The following is an 18,508-nucleotide window of genomic DNA, read 5'->3' on the forward strand; positions in this document are numbered from 1 at the left end:
GAACGTCCTAGCTATGCAGTCTTTTAGTGCCGGTGGCTCCTCCCAGATGCAGGTGCAGAAGCTGCCTACTGGGATCGAAGGTTTTGATGACATCTGTCATGGCGGCTTGCCGACGGGGCGTAGCACGCTGATCAGTGGCACGTCGGGTACAGGCAAGACAGTTTTTTCACTTCATTTTTTACACAACGGCATTACCCAGTTCGATGAGCCTGGAATCTTCGTGACCTTTGAAGAGTCTCCATCAGATATTTTGCGAAATTCCGTCAGCTTTGGTTGGAATCTTCAAGAGATGGTGGAGCAGGATAAATTATTCATACTCGATGCTTCACCGGATCCTGATGGTCAGGATGTTGCAGGCAGCTTTGACCTTTCAGGGTTAATTGAAAGGATTAATTATGCCATTGTTAAATATAAAGCGAAACGGGTGGCAATCGATTCAATGACAGCCGTTTTCCAACAGTACGACGCAATTTCTGTGGTGCGTAGGGAAATCTTTCGCTTGATTGCACGTCTTAAGGTGATTGGCGTTACCACCGTAATGACCACAGAACGGATTGATGAATATGGCCCAATTGCACGCTATGGGGTAGAGGAGTTTGTCTCCGACAACGTCGTCATCCTACGCAATGTTCTTGAGACTGAGAAGCGTCGACGTACCGTTGAGATTCTCAAGTTACGTGGCACAACTCACATGAAGGGTGAGTTCCCATTCACCATGGGCAGCCAAGGCGTCAGCGTCTTTCCTTTAGGCGCAATGCGGCTTACGCAGCGTTCCTCCAACGTGCGGATTAGTTCTGGTGTTCCTCATCTTGATGAGATGTGTGGTGGAGGTTTCTTCAAGGATTCGATCATTCTTGTTACTGGTGCAACGGGCACTGGTAAAACCCTTTTGGTGTCGAAGTTTATTGAGGATGCTTTCCGAAATAAGGAACGCGCAGTTTTGTTTGCCTATGAGGAGTCGCGAGCCCAACTTCTGCGTAATGCCACCAGTTGGGGGATTGATTTTGAAGAGATGGAAAGTGAAGGCCTGTTGAAGATTATTTGTGCTTATCCAGAGTCGACTGGTCTGGAAGATCATCTGGAGATTATTAAAACTGAGATTGGACAATTCAAGCCATCGAGGATGGCGATTGATTCACTTTCGGCCCTTGCACGTGGCGTGAGCCTCAACGCCTTTAGACAGTTTGTGATTGGAGTAACAGGCTATGCAAAGCAGGAGGAAATAGCGGGATTCTTTACCAATACCGCTGAAGAGTTTATGGGAAGTCATTCGATTACCGACTCCCATATCTCCACAATCACAGATACTATTCTGCTGCTTCAGTATGTGGAGATCCGCGGCGAGATGGCCAGAGCTGTGAATGTATTCAAGATGCGTGGCTCATGGCACGACAAGAGAATTCGTGAGTATGTTATTACTGATAATGGCCCACAGATTAAAGACTCATTCTCTAACTTCGAACGGATCTTCAGTGGTGCTCCTCATCGTATTGCTGACGACGAACGCGCTTAATGTCCCTTCGATGTAAGGGCCTTAAAGCCACTATTTGATTCATTTTATTGGCTGAATTAGAGTTCTAAACCTTGTTCTTGTTGCCGAGTTGTTCGTACTGATTGCACGATAAGCTCGTCGGCATCTGTTTGCTCAAGAGGTAGATCAAACCAAAAGGTTGTGCCCAGCTCAACCTCACTGGCCATTCGTATTTGGCCGCCATGCTTTTCGATGATGCCGCGTACGATTGATAGTCCAAGACCTGTGCCGGCTTCTGTATGCACGGCATTTTCCACACGATAGAAGCGGTCAAAAATATGTTGTTGGTCATCCTGATTGATGCCATGGCCTGTGTCCGCAACTTCTACGCGCAGCTTGGGGAGTGGTGAGAAAAATTCGCAATGTGGTGCTGATTTGCTGCTCTCGATTGGAGACATTTTGCAGCTATCAGGCCATGTGTAGGCTCGCACCATCAGGCTTCCACCAGCACGACTAAACTTGAGCCCATTGCCAACTAAATTGTCGAGCACTTGGAGTAATAGATCCCAATTTCCCAGGATTGTTGGTAGCTCATCATCTGTATTGAGCTCAATATGAATCTGCTTGTCATCTGCATTAAGCCGATAGTTGCGCAGGGTTTGCTCGATGGCAGGGCGAAGATCCATGGGCTCGAACTGCACGGTCCGTCCGGATTCCAAGCGCGAAAGGTCGAGCACATCATTAACGAGTCGAGCCAGCCTATCGGTTTCGGAATTAGCAATACCTAAAAATTCTTTCTTTTCTTCTTCGCTGAGTTGATCACCGAGATCATGCAGTGTTTCTACATAGCTTTTGATATTGAACAGTGGTGTTCTAAGTTCATGTGAAACGTTGCTAATGAAGCGGCTTTGGGCTGCATTGAGCTCTACTTCTCTGGTGAGGTCCTGCACTGTGATTGCGATGCCTTTAAGGGTTTCACCGCTTTGATCGCGCACTGACTGCAACACGATGCGAAGTGTGCGTGATGGTTCTTCAAGACTGCAACGCAGATCGTTACTTTCACCGATATTGCGCAGCAGAGATTGAAGGGGATCATGCAGTTCGTTTGCGATGATCTCTGGCAACTCATTGAGCAGTTCCTGGCCCTCAAGATTTCGACCCTCCCAGCGAAATAGCCGCCGTGCTGTTGGGTTGGCCAGCACGATTTGTCCAACTTCATCGAGCAGTAAAGCGCCATCGGCCATCGTGGCAATCAGCGATTGTTGCTTCACTTGGGCGGCAGTGAGCTCTTCAATATTGGCGGCGTCATAGGCCTCCAGTTGGGACGCCATGGCGTTGAAGCCATTCAGGAGTTCTCCCAGTTCTCCTCCCATCGGTAGAGCGATTCGAGCTTCGAAATTGCCGGCAGCAATGGCCCTTACGCCGCGCAGAAGCTCCTTCACAGGCTGGGTGATCGTTAGAGCATTGAAAACGGCGCCGAGAATTACAAGCACCCAGATGGAGATGAAGACGGCAATCGTCACCTGTCGCGTGAGAGCCGCGCTGGCAAGAGCTGTGTCGTTGGGGTTGACCCCCAGAGCCAGTGTTCCCAGGTAATCGCCTTTCCACACCAGTGGAACGAAGACATCGGTGAGTTGACCTTGAGGGGTGAGGTGCTGGCGAATCAGTGCGTTTTCTGGTCGTGATGGCAGCTCTGCTGGCAGTTCCAAGCGATGGTTGAGTTGCAGATCGTTATCACCGCTGACAGGGGAAGCGCTAATGGGGATTCCCAGATAGATCAAGCCATCTGGGTCGGCGAAGAAGATGTAACGAAGGCTGCGCGAGCGCCAGAATTGTTCGGCAACAGTTGCCAGTTCCCTGTCACGTCCTTGGGCGACAAGTTCAGTGACGTTTCCGGAAAGGAGGAGTCCTAGATCTCTGGCGTAACGCGTGTCATTCATCCCTGCATCCCTTTGGATGCCGTTGAGGACGAAGAAGGTGACGCCTGTCATCAGCAGGCTTACCACCAGTGTGGCGATTGCCAACAGCTTGGTCTGCAGGCTGAATTCTGCCCACCAGAGATAGATGCGTTCCCCCCAGCCGGGTGGCTCTGGTGGGGGTTGGCCATCTCCTGGGGGAGCCCACTCTGCGATGGCTTGCGAAGTACTGCTGGCCATCAACCCATTCAGCGTCTCTTCACCCTAGGACTGGCGCACTTGGTGACCGATGTCCCGGCGGTAAGTGATCCCTTCGAAATACACCTGATCAAGACCTTGGTATGCGTTTGAGAAGGCCTGATCAAAATCGTTTGCTTGAGCCACAACCGCCAACACTCTGCCGCCATTGGTCAGTTGATCTCCCTCTTCAGTGCAGCGGGTGCCAGCATGGAAAAGCTGTAGGGATGGGCCTGGCTGCAGCTGAATGTTGAGGCGGTCACCCTTGCGGGGTGCATTGGGGTAGCCCGCTGCTGCTGCCACGACACATGCACTGCAGCGGTCCTCGATCAATAGCTCTGGTGCTTGATCGAGGCAACCAAGTGCACAAGCCTGCAGAACTTTTGCCAGCTCTGGACCCATCAGTGGCATGAGGGTCTGGCATTCGGGATCGCCGAAGCGACAGTTGAATTCAATCACCTGCAGCCCAGAGGGGGTGAGCATCAATCCGGCATAGATGACACCTCGATAGTCGATGCCTCGCTGCTTCAGGGTCGCAAGGGTTGGCTCAAGGACAACCCTGCGCACAAGGTCGAGTCCTGCTGCATCGAGCAGGGGAGCCGGGGCATAAGCCCCCATGCCCCCGGTGTTAGGGCCCCTGTCGCCGTCTTCTAGACGTTTGTGATCTTGAGCAGGGGGCAGCAATAACAATTGCTCGCCATCGCAGAGTGCGAAGACGGATACTTCTGGCCCCTCTAGTCGCTCTTCAAGCACCAATTGGCAACCGGCAGCTCCGAATCGGCCGCTGAAGACCTCCTGGATCGCTTCAGCTGTTGCTTCGATGCTGTCGGCTACGCAGACCCCTTTGCCTGCTGCTAAACCATCGGCCTTAACAACCAAGGGTTGTTGCACTTGATTCAGCACGCTCAGAGCGTCTGCTGCTGTGCTCACTGTCCAGTGTTTTGCTGTTGGCACGCCGGCTTGAGCCATAAGGGTTTTGGACCAGGCTTTGCTGGCTTCCAGCTGGGCACCCTCGGCCCCTGGCCCAAATACAGCTAGCCCGGCCTTGCGTAGTTCGTCAGCCACGCCAGCGGCCAGTGGAGCTTCCGGCCCTATTACCACTAGATCGATCTGAAGCGATTGGCAGGCATCAATCAGGCCATTGACGTCGGTTTCTGCGATCGCCAGGCACCCACAGCCCTGCTGCTCTTTTGTGCCCCCATTCCCTGGTGTGACCCAGACGTCTTCTATGCCGGAACAGCGTCGTAGTGCCCATGCAAGGGCGTTTTCACGCCCACCACTACCAACCACAAGCAGCCGCTCTAAAGGGGGGAGATGATGGGGACGGGTGCTGGACATGGCCATAGGAACAAGCAGGGACGGGGAAGACCCCTAGGTTTGAGCAGGTCGGATCTCGTCAGAGGAATCCGTTGCCCTCTTCCATCTTTGTTGAACGACTCAACTCCATGGGGATTCATTCGCTGCCGCTGACTGTGCTGCTGTTGGCTGCCGTTAATCAGGCTGCGCCTCTTAATTCTGCGCCTGGCCCCCGTGCTCCCGCTAGGGAGCCCATGGCTGAACTGGTCTATCGGCAAGTGTTGCTTGATGGGGCGATACCAGAGCTCAAAACAGCTTGTGCTGACGCAGCCCTGTTTGGCTTCAACTTGCGTCTGCAGGAACTTCGTAATCGCCTGATTGACATTGCTCCTGCACCTCAACCCTTTGAGGTTGTGATTGCCAATGCTGAAGCATTGATGGTCTGCAAGGCTCCAGCTAGCACGCAGACGGTGCTCAGTCGTATCAGCCCAGCGCCAGGCAGTCAGCGTCGCGCTTGGTTGCTGCTCTCCTGGCAGGCTGCCAACGCATCTTTGGATCATGCTCAGGCGGCCCTTGCTCTGCGACGCCTGGCAAATGGTGATCTCACGTCATTGAATTTTGAGCAGCTCACCGTTGGCTATGGAGATGATGGCCTGCCGCTGACCCGAGCTGCTCTTGATCTCTTGGTGGAACATGAGCTTTCCCTGGATCGTTCGGCTGAGGCGGTCATGGTGCTGTTGGCTGGCCGTGAGCGTGGCGCATTGGGGGCCCGCCGTCTTGCTCTGGCCGCTGAGTTGCTTCAAGGTCTAGGCAACGATCAGCACTCAACACTGTTGGAATCAGCCCTTGACCAGGCGGCGGCAGATCAAGCTTGGGGGCTGGCAGAAGACTTGCTGCGATTGCAATTGAAGTTCGATTTAGCAGCGGGTGGTGACGGCTTAAGGCCCCGACAACGTCTAGAGCGTCTCGCTAATCGCCTCGATGACCGCTACACCCTGTGGGAGTTGGTTCGGGGGGATCTAGATCAGCAGGATTCTGCAACTCTGCTAGAGCAAGAGCTGCGCTCGCCGCGTCAGCCTGGCGGCCATGCTGCTGTTGAAGCGCATCAAAGTGCGCCTCCTGTTTCAGTTCCATCAGAATTCAAATGACGCCAGATCATGGCCCTCTGCTCTATGAGGGCAAGGCCAAAAGGGTCTTCGCTGCGGATCAGCCCGATCGTGTGTTGGTGGAGTTCAAGAATGACGCCACGGCGTTTAATGCACTCAAACGGGCTGAACTCGAGGGCAAGGGGCGACTGAACTGTCAGATCTCGGCACGACTGTTCGAGATGCTTGAGCGCGAGGGTGTGCCCACTCACTACCTCGGCCTGGCCGCCGAAACCTGGATGCTTGTTCAGCATGTTGATGTGATTCCCCTAGAGGTTGTGATTCGCAACGTGGCGACTGGATCGCTTTGTCAACAAACGCCGATTGCGGCTGGTACTGAGCTTTCGCCCGCTTTGTTGGACCTCTACTACAAGGACGACAATTTGGGAGATCCCTTGCTGAGCGAATCAAGGCTGCAGCTGCTTGGATTGATCAGTTCGCAGCAGCGTTTAGAGATCGAACAGTTGGCCCGTCGGGTGAATCAGCTGTTGCTGTCATTTTTTGAGAGCTTGGATCTGTTGTTGGTGGACTTCAAGCTCGAACTTGGACTCAACAGTGCAGGCACTCTGCTTGTGGCGGATGAAATCAGTCCTGATACCTGCAGGCTTTGGGACCATCGAAATAGCGACCCCCAGGCCCGCATCCTGGATAAGGATCGCTTCCGCCAGGACCTTGGTGGAGTGATTGAAGCCTACGGGGAGATCTTCAAACGGGTCCAAGGGGTATGAGCTAATCCCTTCAACTGCAGGTAATGTCAGCGCACATTTGGCGGCTTTGTAGCCGGATTCTTATCACCTATGGCCAGCTTCCTATCTAGCGGACCCTCGGATGCCTTGCGGCGAGGTGCATTTGGCCTGGTTCTGACCTTGCCGCTTCTTGCTGCTCCTGCGCGTGCTCAGACACCCGAGCAGGACACTCAGCCCCCAGCTACGGAGATCTTGGTTGCCGATGATGTGCAGGTGGAGGCCACTCCTGAAGGCGTCGTCGAGGAAAGCCTTGAGGTCGAGCAGATTCAGGTCACCCCTGCTGAGCAGCAAGAGCTGCCTCTCAACGCATCTGAACAGTTGCCTGAGGAGCCTCGTGTCTTGATCACCGAGGTGATCATCGAAGGGATTGCAGGCCATCCGGAGCAAGAGCGTGTAGAACTCGCCGCTTATGACGCCATGGTTGTGCGTCCCGGTAGTCGTGTGACTCGAGATGAGCTCAAACGTGATCTCGATGCGATTTACGCCACGGGCTGGTTTTCTGATGTGCGCATTGAGCCGAGTGACGGCCCTTTAGGGGTTCAGCTCGTGGTGCAGGTGCAGCCCAATCCATTGCTCACCAAAGTGGAACTTGATCCACCTGATGTTGAGCTTTCTGAATCTGTGATTGAGGAAACATTCAGCCCCGACTACGGCAGGACTCTCAATCTCAATGAACTGCAGGCTCGTATGAAGGAGTTGCAGCAGTGGTACGCAAACGAGGGCTATTCCCTGGCTCGGGTCACCGGCCCTACGCGCGTTTCTCCAGATGGAGTGGTGCAGCTCAAGGTGATCCAGGGCACGGTGGCAGGGGTTGAGGTGCAGTTCCTCAATAAGGAAGGTGATTCCACCGATGAGAAGGGTGAGCCGATTAATGGCAAGACCAAGCCCTGGGTGATTACACGAGAGATATCAATCAAGCCTGGCGAAGCATTTAATCGAAATCAGCTTGAGTCTGATATTAAGCGTCTCTATGGCACATCTCTTTTCAGTGATGTCAAAGTCACCTTGAAACCGGTTGCTGGTGAACCTGGCAATGTGACAATCATTCTTGGCATTGTTGAGCAGTCCACCGGTTCGTTGTCAGGTGGTCTGGGTTATAGCCAGAGTCAGGGTGTTTTTGGCCAGATACAACTTCAGGACAGCAATCTTCTTGGTCGTGCCTGGAATATGGCATTGAACATTACTTATGGTCAGTATGGAGGCTTGGGAAGCATCTCATTTACAGATCCATGGATTAAGGGTGATGCTCACCGCACGTCATTCCGTACCTCTTTATTCCTCAGTCGTGAGGTTCCGCAAGTTTTTCAGAGCCAGAATAATGGCAATATTCGTACCCTTAAAGATTACTATGATGGTGGTTCTAGTTACGTATATGATATAGATAACAGCAATAATCCTGCGGGAAGGAAATTTGATTCGGTTTCTGATGCAGAGAATGCAGACTCAAATACTAGTTGGTTTGACTATGAAGGGAATTCTGTTGCTTTGCAAAGAATTGGTGGAAACATAATTTTTGCAAGACCTCTAAATGGTGGCGATCCATATAAGAAAGCACCATGGAATGTCTTGGCTGGCTTAAATATTCAGAAGGTCAGGCCGATTAATTTCTCTGGTGATAGCCGTCCATACGGGGTTAGCTCTGACGATAGAGAGAGTAATGGTGCGCCTAATGACGACGTGATTTGTATCGCATTTGACTGTGCAGATGAAAACAATCTTCTTGGTGTAAGAGTTGCGGCTACTTATAATAATTTGAATGATCCTCGTAATCCAACTTCTGGTAACTTTTTTAGTTTCGGTACGGAGCAATTTGTATCTGTTGGGGAGCATTCACCGACCTTTAACCGTCTTCGGACTAGCTATACACATTTCATTCCAGTTAATTGGTTGAAACTTGCCAAGGGCTGCCGTCCTAAGCCAGGGGAGCCGGAAAATTGTCCTCAGGCCCTTGCTTTTCAGGTTAAGGCAGGCACAGTTTTAGGCGATCTGCCTCCTTATGAAGCCTTCTGTCTTGGTGGATCTAATTCCGTAAGAGGTTGGAGTGATTGTGATTTATCTGTGGGACGAAGCTTTGTTGAAGCGACGATTGAATATCGATTCCCGATTTGGAATATCGTTTCTGGTGAGGTTTTCGTTGATGGCGGTACTGATTTAGGTTCCCAAGAGAATGTTCCTGGTAAGCCAGGCAAACTTCTCGACAAGCCTGGTTCTGGATTCTCGATCGGTTCTGGTCTGATTGTTACCACTCCAGTAGGGCCATTGCGCCTTGAGGTGGCAACCCAAGATTTCACCGATGAGTGGCGCTTTAATCTCGGGGTTGGCTGGAAGTTCTAGTGGCTTTTTGGCCCACCAGTTATGACCGTGCTTGGACCCTAGGCGGAGCTGTCTCAAGACGAGGCATTGGGCTTCATGGTGGGGAGGTCGCCGAAGTGCGCTTACAGCCTTCGGCGCAAGTTGGCTTCCATGTCTCCTGGCTGGACAACAGCGACCCACCAGTCACTTTGGGGCCACATCAGGTTCGCGATAGTCAGCTTTGCACCACTTTGGAACTGGGCGACCGCCATTTAGGCACGGTCGAACATCTACTTGCGGCCTTGGCTGGCTGTGGCTTGACCCATGTGGAGATCCAGGTTGGTGGTGAGGAAATACCGCTTCTTGATGGTTCAGCTCTGGGCTGGGTGGAGGCGATAGCCGAGGTGGGCCTTACTCCTGCTGCAACCCCGCGTGCCGATCCGCTCGTGCTTGAGCGTGCTTTGGTGTGTCATCGCGGTAGCAGTGTGATCACAGCGACACCTGCCGAGCGCTTCAATGTTGTTGGTGTGATTGATTTCCCACAAGCTGCTATTGGTCATCAGATGCTGGCGATTGAGCTCACTCCAGAGGGGTTTACTGAACAGATTGCTCCGGCGAGAACATTTGGGTTTCGCGAACAGGTGGATCAGCTCTTGGCGGCGGGCCTTATCCAGGGGGGTGCCCTAGACAATGCCTTGGTTTGTGATGGTGATCACTGGTTGAACCCGCCACTGCGATTTGCTGATGAACCAGTGCGCCATAAGCTCTTGGACTTGATCGGAGATCTTGCACTTGTGGGATTCCCTCAGGCTCAGGTTCTCGTCTATCGGGGCTCCCATGGACTCCATAACGATCTGGCGAATGCTCTCCTTGCCGTCTGTCCTGTGACTGTCTCTTGACCGATCCCTCTCCTAATACTGCTGTGTTAACAAGTGAGCAGATCATGGGGCTGCTGCCTCATCGATATCCGTTTGCACTGGTTGATCGTGTTGTGCTCCATGAACCTGGCCAGCGGGCTGTTGCGATCAAAAATGTGACCCTCAATGAACCTCAGTTCCAGGGTCATTTTCCTGGTCGTCCTTTGATGCCTGGGGTCTTGATTGTTGAGGCGATGGCCCAGGTGGGTGGTTTGATCGTGGCCCAGATGCCAGATCTGCCCAAGGGGTTATTCGTATTTGCAGGGATCGATGCAGTTCGTTTTCGCCGTCCGGTGGTGCCAGGAGATCAGCTCATAATTAGCTGTGAGCTGCTTAGCTTGAAGCGGCAGCGCTTTGGCAAGGTCAGAGGGGAAGCCAGGGTGGAGGGCCAGCTGGTTTGCTCTGGTGAGTTGATGTTTTCCTTGGTGGACTGAGGATCATGAGCGAGGTGAGCAAACTCTCAGCGATCACTGCCGAAAAAAAGGCTCAGGTTCACCCTGCGGCTGTGGTGGATCCTCGTGCTGAGCTCGCTTCCGGTGTCGTTGTTGGGCCGGGAGCAGTGATTGGACCTGACGTGAAGATTGGTCCTGATACCTGGATTGGTCCCCATGTGGTGCTCGATGGCCGTTTGACCCTTGGCGCCAAGAACCGGGTCTTCCCCGGTGCCTGCCTTGGTCTTGAGCCACAGGACCTCAAGTATCGCGGCGCACCCACAGAAGTGGTGATTGGCGATGCCAACACAATTAGGGAATCCGTCACCATCAACCGGGCCACAGAGGAAGGTGAACAGACCAAGATCGGTGACCACAACTTGTTGATGGCCTATTGCCACCTTGGTCACAACTGTGAGCTGGGCAATGGGATTGTGATGTCGAATGGAATTCAAGTGGCTGGTCATGTCGTGGTCGAAGACCGGGCCGTGATCGGCGGCTGCTTAGGAATTCACCAATTCGTTCACATTGGCAGTCTTGCCATGGTTGGAGGTATGACAAGGGTTGATCGCGATGTCCCCCCGTACTGCCTCGCCGAAGGGCATCCAGGTCGATTGAGGGGGCTTAATCGTGTTGGCCTGCGACGCAGTGGTCTGCAGACTCAAGAGGGAGGAGAGCTTGGCCAGTTGCAGGAGATTTGGAATCTGCTGTTTCGATCTGACTATGTCTTTGTTGAGGGGTTGCGGCTTGCTCGACAAGAGCAGTTGATGCCAGCGGCTGCACACCTCTGTGCCTTTCTGGAGGCCTCGATTGAGAAGGGACGTCGCGGTCCTATGCCTGCGATGTCTTTGAGTCGCTGATGGTGCGCCTGCTGATCAGCACTGGCGAGGTCTCTGGTGATTTGCAGGGAAGTCTCTTGATTCAAGCTCTCCAAAGGGAGGTTGAACGGCGATCCTTACCGCTTGAGTTGATGGCCCTTGGAGGTCCCCGCATGCAGGCTTCTGGTGCAGAACTGCTTGCTGATACGGCTCCGATGGGTGCGATTGGACTTTGGGAGGCCCTGCCTCTGGTGCTCCCCACTTTGCGACTTCAGTCTCGGGTGGATCACGTGCTCAAGCAGCGACCACCCGATGCCGTGGTGCTGATCGATTACATGGGCGCCAACGTGCGCTTGGGGCACAAGTTACGGCGCTGGTTTCCCAGGGTGCCCATCATTTACTACATCGCTCCTCAGGAATGGGCTTGGCGTTTTGGCGATGGCGGCACCACTCAGCTGCTGAGTTTCACCGACAGAATTTTGGCGATCTTTCCCGTTGAAGCTGAGTTCTATTCCCAGCGGGGGGCCAAGGTGACTTGGGTCGGTCATCCATTACTCGATACGGTGAGTGTGTTGCCTGATCGTCAGCAGGCGCGTGAGCGGCTTGGCTTGAAGCCTGGCCAAAGATTGTTGTTGCTTTTACCGGCTTCCCGGCAACAGGAACTTCGTTACTTGATGCCCACTCTCGCCAAGGCAGCAGCTTTGCTTCAGCAGCGTGACCCATCCCTTGAGGTGATTGTTCCTGCAGGATTAGCAAGTTTTGAGACGTCTTTGCAGGAGGCTCTTGAGGCGGCGGCAGTTCGAGGGCGAGTGCTTTCGGCTCAGCAGGCCGATGAACTCAAACCAATGCTTTATGCGGCGGCGGATCTTGCCCTCGGCAAATCAGGCACCGTCAATATGGAGCTGGCCTTGCGTGGTGTTCCCCAGGTGGTGGGCTACAAGGTGAGTCGGATCACAGCATTTGTGGCTCGACACTTTTTGCGCTTTCGGGTGGACCATATCTCGCCGGTGAATCTGTTGCTGAAGGAACGGCTTGTGCCGGAATTACTACAGGATGAGTTGACTGCAGAAGCACTTGTGCTGGCAGCTATCCCTTTATTGGAGGATCCTGCCCAGCGCAATGAGATGCTCGAGGGCTATCGGCGATTGCAGCAGACGCTTGGCGTTCCAGGTGTTACCGATAGGGCAGCCAAGGAAATCCTTGATTTAACCAAGACATGAAGACAACGTTTCGACCTTTGAGGAGATGGTGGATTGCCATCTTTCTCTGTGTTGCCTTACTTGGCTTGCCGCTTCAAGTTTTGGCGTCAGTCGAGGAAGCCGTTTTTGCCGGGGGCTGCTTCTGGTGTCTTGAGCATGATCTGGAGGGATTGACCGGTGTGATTTCTGCTGAGAGTGGTTACACAGGTGGTGATTTGCCTCGCCCCACCTATCGCCAGGTGAGCTCTAAGACCACAGGTCATCAAGAGGCCGTACAGGTGCGATTTGATGCCTCTCAAATCAGCTATGCAGAGCTATTACGCAGCTATTGGCGCAATGTTGACCCTCTTGATGGTGATGGCCAATTTTGTGATCAAGGTGACTCCTATCGACCTGTGATCTTTACCCGAGATGACCAGCAGGCCAGCGAGGCTCGTGAGAGTGCTGATGCTGCGGCTTTGGAACTGGCCCAGCCCATGAGCAATCTGAGAGTTGAGATCAAACCTTCAAGCGAATTCTGGCTGGCTGAGGATTACCACCAGAATTACGCGGAGCTCAATAGCATCAAATACAACTTCTATCGATACAGCTGTGGCCGCGACCGCCGGCTAGATCAGCTATGGGGAGACAGAGCACGAACCGGCTTGCCATGGCAGCGCCCAGATCAAGCAAATCTAAGGAAAAAATAAAATCAGGATGACCTTTGGGATCGTGCAGTTCGCAGTGAAGATGCGGGTTTCCACCCATCCCTTCTGCTGAAAAAGCTGCTTAACATCTACTGGAGATTTAAGTAGGAGATGTATGTATCTGCTGACCGTTAAGGATGGACTAGTGACTCGGCATGTTGGCCCGTATCCGTCTCCGAAGCAGGCTTCCGATGACTTGGAAAGGGTTTTGGCATCTTTTTCTGAACGAGCACGTTGGCAGATTCATGCGTTGGAATCCCCCAAGACCCTTTCGCTTTCAGAGCGGATTCATGCCAGGAATGGGGCGATGAATGCTGCAGCCTCTTGAGTTAGACGGTCTTTCCTTCTCCCTCCGGCTTTGATGCCCAAAGCTTCTTTGATCAGATCGCTATCGAATACCAGGTCAAGGACTGTCGTCATTCAAGCCAGCTCAATATCCCGAATCAAAATTAAGGGCCCCGATTCTGATCAAGCAAGCGAAAACTCTTTGCTGATCAATTTTCTGGATAGGTTGCTAGCTCTAGGTATGAGCATTGCCAACCCTGCGCGACCTTGAGCGATCAACGTTGTACTCGTGTTGTGATTCCTTCTTTGGCTCGTTTTTCGCTGAGTTGAATGCAAAGCCTCTTGACTCAAGACTGACTACAAATCCAATTCACCAAAGTGCGAACCCCGTAGCCGGTGGCACCAGATGGATTGAGGCCTTGGCCCTTTTCAGACCAGACCGTTCCGGCGATGTCGATGTGGGCCCATGGGATGGAGGCCTCAACAAACTCTTTGAGGAAAAGGGCCGCGGTAATTGATCCTCCAGGACGAGGTCCTGTGTTCTTGAGGTCAGCGAGGTTGGATTTGAGACCCTCTCGATAGGAGCTTGGCAATGGCATGCGCCACAGGCCTTCGCCGGCTGCCTCGGCGGCAGCGGTTAGGCCCGCAGCCAGGGGATCATTAGCTGTCCAAAGGCCAGCGATCTCTTCGCCAAGTGCGATAACGCAAGCCCCTGTAAGGGTTGCTAAATCCACGATTGCGTCTGGTTCGAGTCCGCAGGTGTATACCAGTGCATCGGCAAGGGTCAGACGGCCTTCGGCATCGGTGTTGTTGATCTCGATGGTGGTGCCGTTAGAGGCCCGCACGATGTCTCCTGGATGGACAGCGGATCCATTCACCATGTTTTCGCAGGCGGCCACGATCACATGCACTTCCACTCCCTTGGGTCGCAGTTCTGCAATCGCTCGGGCGGCTCCAAGTACAGCTGCGCTGCCTCCCATGTCGAACTTCATCAGATCGATCTGGGCAGCTCCAACTTTGAGGTTGTATCCACCGGAATCGAAGGTCAGTCCCTTGCCTACAAGGGCCAGTCGTCGTTGAACTGGTCCTTGAGGGCGATAGGTGAGGTGAATGAATTTTGGCTCCAGATCAGAACCTTGAGAGACTGCTAGGTAGGCACCCATTTCCCGTTCGGCGCATTCAGATCGCTCCAGCACAGTGCACTCGAGGCCGTGTTCGTGGGCAAGTTGAATCGCTGTTTGGGCGAGGGCCGCAGGGGTAAGACTGTTGGCAGGAGCCGCAACCAGCTGCCTTGCTAGCTCAACTCCCGCACAGGTGGGGTGAACGGCTTGAAGATCTTTGCTGGCTGAGTCGGGCAGACCAATGAGCTCCAGTTTTGTTGGCGTAGAGCGGGGCTCAGGAGCACTGCGAAAGCGGAGGTCTTTATAGAGGGAAAGGCGAACGGCTTCTGCGACGGCCCTTGCGGCAGATGCCGCATCCAAGGGCTCCCAGGGGAGCATCATCCCCAGGGTTCCACTGCATCCGAGGCTTGCTTTCGCTCCCAGGGCAGCCGCCTTGCGAAGGTCGTCAAGCCTCATGTTCTGGGGTTCTCCGAGCCCTACGAGCACCAGCAGGTTTGGCTTGTTTTGGAGCAGTTGAACGGTGGCGATTTCTCCGGATTTGCCTTTGAACATCTGCTTCTCAAGGCTCTGCATCAGAGAGCCTTTGCAGAGTGTTTCCAGCTCGTTTAAACGTTCCTTCATCTTTCCCTCAAGCATGCCCACCATGAGCACATCGCCAGTCCAGCTCTGCAAGGTTGCTGGAAAAAGGCAAATTTCCATGGGATGTTGATGAGGTGGCGCGATGTTAGCCGTGCCGTTTAGCTGCATTCAGCTGTGAACGGGGTGCTCCAGCGAGCTCTTGTTTCTTTGTTGAACGGTGGCAGCCAGTGCTGGATCAGTTGTTGCTCGAGCTTTCGACGGGCTTTGGTGCTCTCGGGAACATCGCTCCAAAAACGGATGCTGAGCTGGCTTGTTAGTCCTGCCTTGGCCAGGGCTTCGGCATAGGCCGCCAGGTAGGCCTTGCAATCATGCTCACCCTTCCAGCGGCGATCTGCAGCAATCGTTTCGCCCACATAAAGCAATAAAGGAGTGTTGAGGTCTGCTGGGCGGTCCATCACCAGATAAACGGCTGGGCCATGGTGAGGGCTGTTAGGCCAGCGCCAGAAGCTCAGGGGGAGAGGGGTGAGCTGCAGGGGCTTCAATTGGTCGATGACTGTTTCTTGATCGCTACCAAACAGCGAGCTCTGCCGAGCGATATCTGGCTCTCCTTGGAATAGATCGGCTTGATGGCCTTGAATGCGCCTCTGCCAGCTTTGTAAAAGGTCGCGGCTAAGAATGAGCTCCTGGCGGGGGGCGAGCCCTGCGGATGGAACTTGGTTTGGGAATAGGTGGCCCTGACCACGCGCGGTTTGCATTGATTGATCACCTTTGCGGAAGCTTTGGAGCTGCGCTTGTTGGCTCAAAGTGCAAGATGCCAATCACCCTTTGGGGATCGCTCATTGAGGGGACGTTACCGAGTCAGTGAAGGCAGCGTTATTGCCAACGTGGCAGTCTTTGAGGTAACTCCACCAGCCCATCACGAAAAGCCACCACCACAGCATGGGTGCGATCTCGTGCTGGTAATTTTTGCAGCAGGCTGTGCACATGGCTCTTGACCGTATCGATCGAGAGATAGAGCTCATCGGCAATGTTTTGATTGCTCATCCCTTTACAGATTCCTCGAAGCACATCTCCCTCGCGCAAGCTGAGGTTGTCGATTTGGCTGCTGGTCTTGCCATTGCCGAGACGACCGTGACGTAAAACTCCTGCAACCACACTGTCTAAGTAGGTGCCATCGCTTTCGATTGCGCTTAGAGCTGCTAGCAGGGTGCCACTGCCGACGAGCTCATGGGCACAGAGGCCATCGCAATGGGCTTCTATTGCATCCAGCAGGGTGCGTAATACAGGTCGTTGAATCAGCATCAGGGCCTTGAGATCAGGCTTGAGCTGTTTTGCTTTACGGACCAGGCTTGGGCCATTCCCGCTCTCCAGTAGATCGGTGCAGATCAGGAGATCTGCATTAGAGCTTTTCAGGCAACTGAGGGTCTCGTCCTCACTGGTTGCAGCCCCCACTAGGGGACCCAGGCAATCAAACCAGCCCACCCAACTTGTGATTAAGACGCGATCGGCTGTGGCGACAACAGTGCGACTGCGACGTAGCAGGGGATGGCTTTGTTGACTTGTTTTCTGGAGAGAAGAGATTCGGGGAGTGATGTCCACTGGTTGCAACCAGGTAACAGGAGCGGTTAGAGCCTCATTGTGGAGATTACGTTGATCCGCACTGTTTCTGACGACGAGAATTTTGCACAATTCCAACCAACAAGCCCAGGGCGTTCATGGCCTTCTTTGAATCGGAGATTGTTCAGGAGGAGGCCAAGCGGCTGTTCACCGACTATCAACAGCTGATGCAACTCGGTTCTGAATATGGAAAGTTTGATCGGGAGGGTAAAAAAAAGTTCATCGACACCATGGAGGAGTTGATGCAGCGCTATCGCGTGTTTATGAAGCGTTTTGAGCTCTCCGAGGATTTTCAAGCAAAGATGACTGTTGAACAGCTGCGCACTCAGTTGGGCCAGTTCGGGATTACGCCTGAACAGATGTTTGAGCAGATGAATCAAACCTTGACCCGGATGAAGAAAGAGCTTGAGCAGGACTCTGGCTGAAAGTGATGACTGGCTGACTTGCTACCCGTACGATCCGCTCAGCTAGAGATCCTCTAACCATGCCGGAGACGCCGATCACCATGCCGGCCTGGTTGGAGCGGGGCATGGTTGACTTGTTCCCTTCAGGCCAATGGGGGGATGCTGATCAGCAACTTGCGACTCGTCTTGAAGAGGCTCGAGAACAAAACCGACCCCTAAGGGTCAAGCTTGGTATTGATCCCACTGGTCGTGATATCCATCTGGGACACAGCATCCTGTTTCGCAAACTCAGAGCTTTTCAGGATGCGGGCCATACAGCAGTGTTGATTATTGGCGATTTCACTGCACGAATCGGTGACCCAACCGGCAAGAGCATCACCAGAGTGCAGCTCACCTCTGAGCAGATTGAGGCCAATGCGACAACCTATCTTGCCCAGCTGGGTAAGGGGCAGTCAGAGGAAAGAGCGCTGCTCGATTTCACAACCCCTGGGCGCCTGGAAGTGCGACGTAATACTGAGTGGTTGGCTGACTTGGATTTGCCCGAGGTGATTGGTTTGTTGGGCACTGCCACGGTTGGGCAAATGCTGGCTAAAGAAGACTTTGGCAATCGGTATGGCTCAGGTGTTCCGATAGCTCTGCATGAGTTTCTGTATCCCCTCTTGCAGGGTTACGACTCGGTAGCGGTGCAGGCAGATGTTGAACTTGGGGGGACTGATCAGAAATTCAATGTCGCCATGGGGCGGGATCTTCAGCGTCATTTCGATCAGCGCCCTCAGTTTGGGCTCCTACTCCCAATCTTGGCTGGCCTGGATGGGGTGCAGAAGATGAGCAAGAGTCTCTCTAACACTGTGGGACTGAATGAGGATCCCCTTTCCATGTATTCCAAGTTGGAGAAGGTTCCTGATGCCCTTGTCAGCAGTTACGTGGTTTTGCTTACCGATCTCGACCCTGAAGCTTTACCTGTCAATCCGCGTGAACGGCAGAAGGCCATGGCTCTTGCGGTCACGGCCAGCCGTCATGGCATCGCGGCGGCTGAAGCAGCCCAGAATGATGCAGCCAGATTGGTTTCCGGCTCTCAAGATGACGCTGCATCTGTGCCAGAAGCGTTGCTTTCGGATGTGAATTTTCCGGCCAAGGCCTTTTATCTGCTAAGTGCGATTGGACTTTGTGCGAGCAGTAGCGAGGCTCGGCGTCAAATCAAGGGTGGTGCGGTACGCCTGGATGGCGAAAAAATTACCGATCCCAATTTGGAATTCACTGACTCGAGCCTGCTGATGGGCAAGGTGCTGCAAGTGGGCAAGAAAACCTTTCGTCGTTTGACGCGTTGAGTGAAGGACCAACCCCTGCT

The 18,508-nt window shown here is 53.5% G+C and carries 18 protein-coding genes; 12 read left to right on the plus strand and 6 right to left on the minus strand.

Annotation, left to right across the window (positions count from 1 at the left end; genetic code table 11):
- Positions 1–13 precede the first annotated feature (13 nt).
- On the plus strand, positions 14–1,513 hold the full coding sequence (gene kaiC, locus SIB41_RS01315; protein WP_413359839.1) for a circadian clock protein KaiC: 1,500 nt from the start codon (positions 14–16) through the stop codon (positions 1,511–1,513).
- 56 nt (positions 1,514–1,569) lie between these two features.
- Here the strand turns inward: kaiC and SIB41_RS01320 are convergent, their stop codons facing one another.
- Both SIB41_RS01320 and purD read right to left on the minus strand, forming a co-directional pair.
- Positions 1,570–3,627: an ATP-binding protein gene (locus SIB41_RS01320; RefSeq protein ID WP_413359841.1), complete on the minus strand. Its 2,058-nt coding sequence runs from the start codon at positions 3,625–3,627 to the stop codon at positions 1,570–1,572.
- Positions 3,628–3,651: 24 nt separating this feature from the next.
- Positions 3,652–4,968 carry a phosphoribosylamine--glycine ligase gene (gene purD / locus SIB41_RS01325; RefSeq protein ID WP_413359843.1) on the minus strand — a complete coding sequence of 439 codons (1,317 nt, stop codon included), beginning with the start codon at positions 4,966–4,968 and terminating at the stop codon, positions 3,652–3,654.
- A gap of 101 nt (positions 4,969–5,069) precedes the next feature.
- Here purD and SIB41_RS01330 point away from each other — a divergent pair, with 101 nt between their 5' ends.
- The 9 genes from SIB41_RS01330 (at position 5,070) to SIB41_RS01370 (ending at position 13,482) form a co-directional block, all read left to right on the plus strand.
- A complete protein-coding gene (locus tag SIB41_RS01330; RefSeq protein ID WP_413361305.1) occupies positions 5,070–6,068 on the plus strand; it encodes a hypothetical protein in 999 nt (332 codons plus the stop codon).
- Positions 6,065–6,793 carry a phosphoribosylaminoimidazolesuccinocarboxamide synthase gene (gene purC, locus SIB41_RS01335; RefSeq protein ID WP_413359846.1) on the plus strand — a complete coding sequence of 243 codons (729 nt, stop codon included), beginning with the start codon at positions 6,065–6,067 and terminating at the stop codon, positions 6,791–6,793. The genes SIB41_RS01330 and purC overlap by 4 nt, the downstream gene beginning before the upstream one ends.
- A 69-nt stretch (positions 6,794–6,862) precedes the next feature.
- On the plus strand, positions 6,863–9,145 hold the full coding sequence (locus SIB41_RS01340; protein WP_413359849.1) for a BamA/TamA family outer membrane protein: 2,283 nt from the start codon (positions 6,863–6,865) through the stop codon (positions 9,143–9,145).
- The gene (gene lpxC / locus SIB41_RS01345) at positions 9,145–10,002 is read left to right on the plus strand and encodes a UDP-3-O-acyl-N-acetylglucosamine deacetylase (protein WP_063396285.1); all 858 of its coding nucleotides are present in this window, start codon (positions 9,145–9,147) and stop codon (positions 10,000–10,002) included. Before SIB41_RS01340 ends, lpxC begins: the two co-directional genes overlap by 1 nt.
- Positions 9,999–10,454, plus strand: coding sequence for a 3-hydroxyacyl-ACP dehydratase FabZ (gene fabZ / locus SIB41_RS01350; RefSeq protein ID WP_196757485.1), 456 nt, complete (start codon positions 9,999–10,001; stop codon positions 10,452–10,454). Before lpxC ends, fabZ begins: the two co-directional genes overlap by 4 nt.
- A 5-nt stretch (positions 10,455–10,459) precedes the next feature.
- On the plus strand, positions 10,460–11,311 hold the full coding sequence (gene lpxA, locus SIB41_RS01355) for an acyl-ACP--UDP-N-acetylglucosamine O-acyltransferase (protein ID WP_413359852.1): 852 nt from the start codon (positions 10,460–10,462) through the stop codon (positions 11,309–11,311).
- Positions 11,311–12,489, plus strand: a complete 1,179-nt coding sequence (lpxB, locus tag SIB41_RS01360) for a lipid-A-disaccharide synthase (RefSeq protein WP_413359854.1) — start codon at positions 11,311–11,313, stop codon at positions 12,487–12,489. The genes lpxA and lpxB overlap by 1 nt, the downstream gene beginning before the upstream one ends.
- Complete coding sequence (gene msrA / locus SIB41_RS01365; protein ID WP_063419508.1) at positions 12,486–13,157, plus strand: peptide-methionine (S)-S-oxide reductase MsrA; 672 nt, start codon at positions 12,486–12,488, stop codon at positions 13,155–13,157. The genes lpxB and msrA overlap by 4 nt, the downstream gene beginning before the upstream one ends.
- A gap of 112 nt (positions 13,158–13,269) precedes the next feature.
- The gene (locus SIB41_RS01370) at positions 13,270–13,482 is read left to right on the plus strand and encodes a hypothetical protein (RefSeq protein WP_074160135.1); all 213 of its coding nucleotides are present in this window, start codon (positions 13,270–13,272) and stop codon (positions 13,480–13,482) included.
- Here SIB41_RS01370 and SIB41_RS01375 read toward each other — a convergent pair.
- The 4 genes from SIB41_RS01375 to SIB41_RS01390 form a co-directional block, all read right to left on the minus strand.
- Positions 13,443–13,574 carry a hypothetical protein gene (locus SIB41_RS01375; protein WP_413361566.1) on the minus strand — a complete coding sequence of 44 codons (132 nt, stop codon included), beginning with the start codon at positions 13,572–13,574 and terminating at the stop codon, positions 13,443–13,445. The genes SIB41_RS01370 and SIB41_RS01375 overlap by 40 nt on opposite strands.
- Before the next feature lie 212 nt (positions 13,575–13,786).
- Positions 13,787–15,259 carry a leucyl aminopeptidase gene (locus SIB41_RS01380; protein ID WP_413361307.1) on the minus strand — a complete coding sequence of 491 codons (1,473 nt, stop codon included), beginning with the start codon at positions 15,257–15,259 and terminating at the stop codon, positions 13,787–13,789.
- A 38-nt stretch (positions 15,260–15,297) separates the two neighbouring features.
- Positions 15,298–15,894 carry a GIY-YIG nuclease family protein gene (locus tag SIB41_RS01385; RefSeq protein WP_205909695.1) on the minus strand — a complete coding sequence of 199 codons (597 nt, stop codon included), beginning with the start codon at positions 15,892–15,894 and terminating at the stop codon, positions 15,298–15,300.
- Between the two features lie 118 nt (positions 15,895–16,012).
- Positions 16,013–16,738, minus strand: a complete 726-nt coding sequence (locus SIB41_RS01390; RefSeq protein WP_063419589.1) for a response regulator transcription factor — start codon at positions 16,736–16,738, stop codon at positions 16,013–16,015.
- Between the two features lie 116 nt (positions 16,739–16,854).
- On the opposite strand from SIB41_RS01390, the gene SIB41_RS01395 reads away from it, so the two are divergent.
- Together SIB41_RS01395 and tyrS are read left to right on the plus strand one after the other, a co-directional pair.
- Positions 16,855–17,181: a DUF1825 family protein gene (locus SIB41_RS01395; protein WP_413359856.1), complete on the plus strand. Its 327-nt coding sequence runs from the start codon at positions 16,855–16,857 to the stop codon at positions 17,179–17,181.
- Between the two features lie 59 nt (positions 17,182–17,240).
- Complete coding sequence (gene tyrS / locus SIB41_RS01400; RefSeq protein ID WP_063419507.1) at positions 17,241–18,488, plus strand: tyrosine--tRNA ligase; 1,248 nt, start codon at positions 17,241–17,243, stop codon at positions 18,486–18,488.
- Positions 18,489–18,508 lie beyond the last annotated feature (20 nt).

The organism is Prochlorococcus sp. MIT 1201 (genome assembly GCF_047303415.1).
Taxonomy (GTDB): Bacteria; Cyanobacteriota; Cyanobacteriia; order PCC-6307; family Cyanobiaceae; genus Prochlorococcus; species Prochlorococcus marinus_D.

Excerpts from the sequence above, each read along its gene's own strand:
- purD (WP_413359843.1), bottom strand. The coding sequence starts at position 4,968 with ATGGCCATGTCCAGCACCCGTCCCCATCATCTCCCCCCTTTAGAGCGG.
- SIB41_RS01395 (WP_413359856.1), top strand. The coding sequence starts at position 16,855 with ATGGCCTTCTTTGAATCGGAGATTGTTCAGGAGGAGGCCAAGCGGCTG.
- SIB41_RS01370 (WP_074160135.1), top strand. The coding sequence starts at position 13,270 with ATGTATCTGCTGACCGTTAAGGATGGACTAGTGACTCGGCATGTTGGC.
- purC (WP_413359846.1), top strand. The coding sequence starts at position 6,065 with ATGACGCCAGATCATGGCCCTCTGCTCTATGAGGGCAAGGCCAAAAGG.
- tyrS (WP_063419507.1), top strand. The coding sequence starts at position 17,241 with ATGCCGGAGACGCCGATCACCATGCCGGCCTGGTTGGAGCGGGGCATG.
- lpxB (WP_413359854.1), top strand. The coding sequence starts at position 11,311 with ATGGTGCGCCTGCTGATCAGCACTGGCGAGGTCTCTGGTGATTTGCAG.
- SIB41_RS01380 (WP_413361307.1), bottom strand. The coding sequence starts at position 15,259 with ATGGAAATTTGCCTTTTTCCAGCAACCTTGCAGAGCTGGACTGGCGAT.
- SIB41_RS01340 (WP_413359849.1), top strand. The coding sequence starts at position 6,863 with ATGGCCAGCTTCCTATCTAGCGGACCCTCGGATGCCTTGCGGCGAGGT.
- SIB41_RS01330 (WP_413361305.1), top strand. The coding sequence starts at position 5,070 with ATGGGGATTCATTCGCTGCCGCTGACTGTGCTGCTGTTGGCTGCCGTT.
- msrA (WP_063419508.1), top strand. The coding sequence starts at position 12,486 with ATGAAGACAACGTTTCGACCTTTGAGGAGATGGTGGATTGCCATCTTT.
- SIB41_RS01320 (WP_413359841.1), bottom strand. The coding sequence starts at position 3,627 with ATGGCCAGCAGTACTTCGCAAGCCATCGCAGAGTGGGCTCCCCCAGGA.
- lpxA (WP_413359852.1), top strand. The coding sequence starts at position 10,460 with ATGAGCGAGGTGAGCAAACTCTCAGCGATCACTGCCGAAAAAAAGGCT.
- kaiC (WP_413359839.1), top strand. The coding sequence starts at position 14 with ATGCAGTCTTTTAGTGCCGGTGGCTCCTCCCAGATGCAGGTGCAGAAG.
- SIB41_RS01375 (WP_413361566.1), bottom strand. The coding sequence starts at position 13,574 with ATGACGACAGTCCTTGACCTGGTATTCGATAGCGATCTGATCAAAGAA.
- SIB41_RS01385 (WP_205909695.1), bottom strand. The coding sequence starts at position 15,894 with ATGCAAACCGCGCGTGGTCAGGGCCACCTATTCCCAAACCAAGTTCCA.